Source organism: Gilvibacter sp., assembly GCF_013214815.1.
Taxonomy (GTDB): domain Bacteria; phylum Bacteroidota; class Bacteroidia; order Flavobacteriales; family Flavobacteriaceae; genus Gilvibacter.
Genome location: NZ_JABSPU010000047.1, coordinates 1 through 3311 on the forward strand (window position 1 = coordinate 1; position 3311 = coordinate 3311).

General features: G+C 46.0%; 3 protein-coding genes. All 3 read left to right on the plus strand.

The window, feature by feature from the left end:
• Positions 1-67 precede the first annotated feature (67 nt).
• The gene (scpA, locus tag HRT75_RS09990) at positions 68-2194 is read left to right on the plus strand and encodes a methylmalonyl-CoA mutase (protein WP_291185963.1); all 2127 of its coding nucleotides are present in this window, start codon (positions 68-70) and stop codon (positions 2192-2194) included.
• A 3-nt stretch (positions 2195-2197) separates the two neighbouring features.
• The gene (locus HRT75_RS09995; RefSeq protein ID WP_291185966.1) at positions 2198-2740 is read left to right on the plus strand and encodes a GNAT family N-acetyltransferase; all 543 of its coding nucleotides are present in this window, start codon (positions 2198-2200) and stop codon (positions 2738-2740) included.
• A gap of 61 nt (positions 2741-2801) precedes the next feature.
• The coding region (locus HRT75_RS10000) for an SDR family NAD(P)-dependent oxidoreductase (protein ID WP_291185970.1) at positions 2802-3311 on the plus strand (510 nt) is incomplete at its 3' end.

A 3311-nucleotide genomic window follows, 5' to 3' on the forward strand; every position in this document is an offset into this window, starting at 1 on the left:
ATGATCGTTGCTATGGAGGCCTACTATAAAAATTTACTGAATCGCAACTTGCACTTAAGCTATAGCAATGAGTAGAAAAGACGTTCAGCATCTGAGTCTTAAAAGTGGTAAGGCCGCTCCAAAAAAGGTGAAGACCTTTGGAACTGCCGAGGATATTACCGTAAAATCTCATTACACCAAACAAGACACCGCTGCCTTAGAGCATCTGGATTTTGCGGCAGGGATCGCGCCAAATTTACGCGGCCCTTACCCGACTATGTATGTGCAGCGCCCTTGGACCATTAGACAATATGCTGGTTTTTCTACTGCGGAAGAAAGCAACGCCTTTTACCGCAGAAACCTGGCAGCAGGTCAAAAAGGGCTTTCCGTAGCTTTTGACTTACCAACTCACCGCGGATACGACAGTGATCACGAGCGCGTAGTTGGTGATGTCGGAAAAGCAGGTGTGGCCATTGATAGTGTTGAGGATATGAAGATCCTCTTTGATGGGATTCCATTGGATAAGATGAGCGTCTCCATGACCATGAATGGCGCCGTATTGCCTATTATGGCCTTCTATATTGTTGCAGCTCAAGAACAGGGCGTTTCCTTGGAACAACTTTCTGGAACCATTCAGAATGATATCCTGAAGGAATTCATGGTGCGTAATACCTATATCTACCCGCCAACACCTTCCATGAAGATCATCTCTGACATTTTTGAGTTCACTTCTGGAAATATGCCCAAGTTCAATTCCATTAGTATTTCTGGGTATCATATGCAGGAAGCTGGAGCCACTTGTGATATTGAGTTGGCTTATACCCTTGCTGACGGTTTGGAGTATATCCGGACAGGAATCGCGGCAGGCATGGACATTGATAGTTTTGCCCCTCGATTGTCCTTTTTCTGGGCTGTTGGAATGAATCACTTTATGGAAATAGCCAAGATGCGCGCCGGACGTATGCTCTGGGCAAAGATCGTTTCTGAGTTCAATCCGAAGAACCCAAAATCGCTGGCACTGAGAACACACAGCCAAACCAGTGGCTGGAGTCTTACGGAACAAGATCCGTTCAACAACGTAGCGCGCACTTGCGTAGAAGCAGCAGCAGCAGCTTTTGGCGGCACACAATCTTTGCACACTAACGCCTTAGATGAGGCCATTGCCTTGCCAACGGACTTTTCCGCTCGTATTGCCCGAAACACGCAGATCTTTTTACAGCAAGAGACCAGCATTACAAAAACTGTGGATCCCTGGGCTGGTAGTTATTATGTAGAAAGTCTCACCAACGATATTGCCGAAAAGGCCTGGGCCTTGATCCAAGAAGTTGAAGAGCTCGGCGGCATGACTAAAGCTATTGAAGCAGGTATTCCCAAGCTCCGTATTGAAGAAGCTGCAGCGCGCAAACAAGCGCGAATAGACAGCGGACAAGATGTGATTGTCGGCGTGAATAAATACCGCTTGGAGCAAGAGGATCCCTTACACATCTTAGACGTAGATAACCAAAAAGTACGCGCAGCTCAAATGGAGCGATTGAGCAACATTAAAGCCGAGCGGAACAATGAAGCAGTCGAGGCCTGTTTAAAACGATTGACTGCAGCAGCAGAATCGGGTGAAGAAAATTTACTAGCTTTAGCTGTAGATGCGGCCAAAGAACGAGCAACCTTAGGAGAGATCAGTGATGCCCTGGAAGTATCCTTTGGACGCTATAAAGCACAAATTAGATCATTTAGCGGCGTGTACAGTAAAGAAATCAAGAAAGACCCAACTTTTGAAAAAGCGCGAGAAATGGCCGATCAGTTCGCAGAATTGGAAGGTCGCAGACCGCGTATTATGATTGCAAAAATGGGCCAAGACGGACACGATCGTGGAGCTAAGGTAGTAGCCACCGGCTATGCGGACGTTGGCTTTGACGTGGATATTGGACCGCTGTTTCAAACTCCAGCAGAAGCCGCCAAACAAGCTGTGGAAAATGACGTTCATATCCTAGGAGTATCCTCTTTAGCTGCTGGGCATAAGACATTGGTTCCTCAAGTCATTGAAGAGCTCAAAAAATACGGGCGTGAGGACATTATGGTCATTGTAGGAGGAGTCATTCCGGTACAGGATTATGAATTCTTGTTTGAAGCCGGAGCCGTTGCGGTTTATGGCCCGGGAACTCGAATTGCCGACGCTGCTATTGAAATGCTTGAGATCTTGATCGACTCAGTAAATTAAATCATGGAATACGTACTAAAATCCAAACGTCTCGGGTTTCGCCCTTGGACGCAAGACGACCTGCCGCTTTTTAGGCTTTTGAATCAAGATGCCCGTGTTATGGCGCATTTTCCAAATCCGCTGCCTGAAGAACACGTCCAGATCTTCTTTCAGCGCTTGGCAGACAGTTACCGTGAAAACGGCTACTGCTACTTTGCAGTTGATCTGTTAGAATCGGGAGAAGCCATTGGAATGATCGGGCTTATGGATCAGAATTACGATTCAGACTTCACCCCATCTGTAGATATTGGTTGGCGGATCAGTCCTGATCATTGGCGTAAAGGATATGCGTCAGAAGGCGCGGCTGCAATACTAGAAAATGCTCAAAAATTCTGGGGACTCAAAGAGGTTTATGCCTTTGCTACAGAGAAAAATTTAGGTTCTATAAAGGTCATGGAACAAATCGGCATGGAATTCAAAGGGAGCTTTGATCACCCAAAATTAGAAGACTTCCCTGATCTGAAACGCTGTGTGGCCTATTTGTGGAAATCTAACAGCGGGAATTAATTTTATTATGCATGCATAGTAATTGCAAAGAAAACCGTAACTTTGAACAAAACAGCAAATCATGAATTATTCAGCTAAAATGATGCGCGACGACGCGCTAGCAGGAAAAGTAATTGTAGTTACCGGTGGTGGATCGGGATTGGGAAAATCCATGACTCGTTACTTTTTGGAACTTGGAGCGAAAGTGGTCATCACTTCCAGAAACCAAGAGAAACTGGACGCTGCAAAGGCTGAACTGGAAGCTGAAACAGGCGGGCAAGTACTACCCGTTGCCTGTGATGTTCGCGATTATGAAGCTGTTGAGAATGTATTAGCCAAAACTGTGGAGGCCTTTGGAAGTCCAGATATTTTAATGAACAATGCTGCAGGGAACTTCATCTCCCCTACGGAGCGATTGTCTGCGAATGCCTTTGATACCATTATTGATATTGTCTTGAAAGGAACCAAGAACTGTACCTTGGCCTTCGGAAAGTATTGGATCGCCCAAAAGGAAACCAACAAAACCGTATTGAATATCGTGACCACTTATGCTTGGACAGGCTCTGCTTATGTAGTACCGAGTGCTACAGCC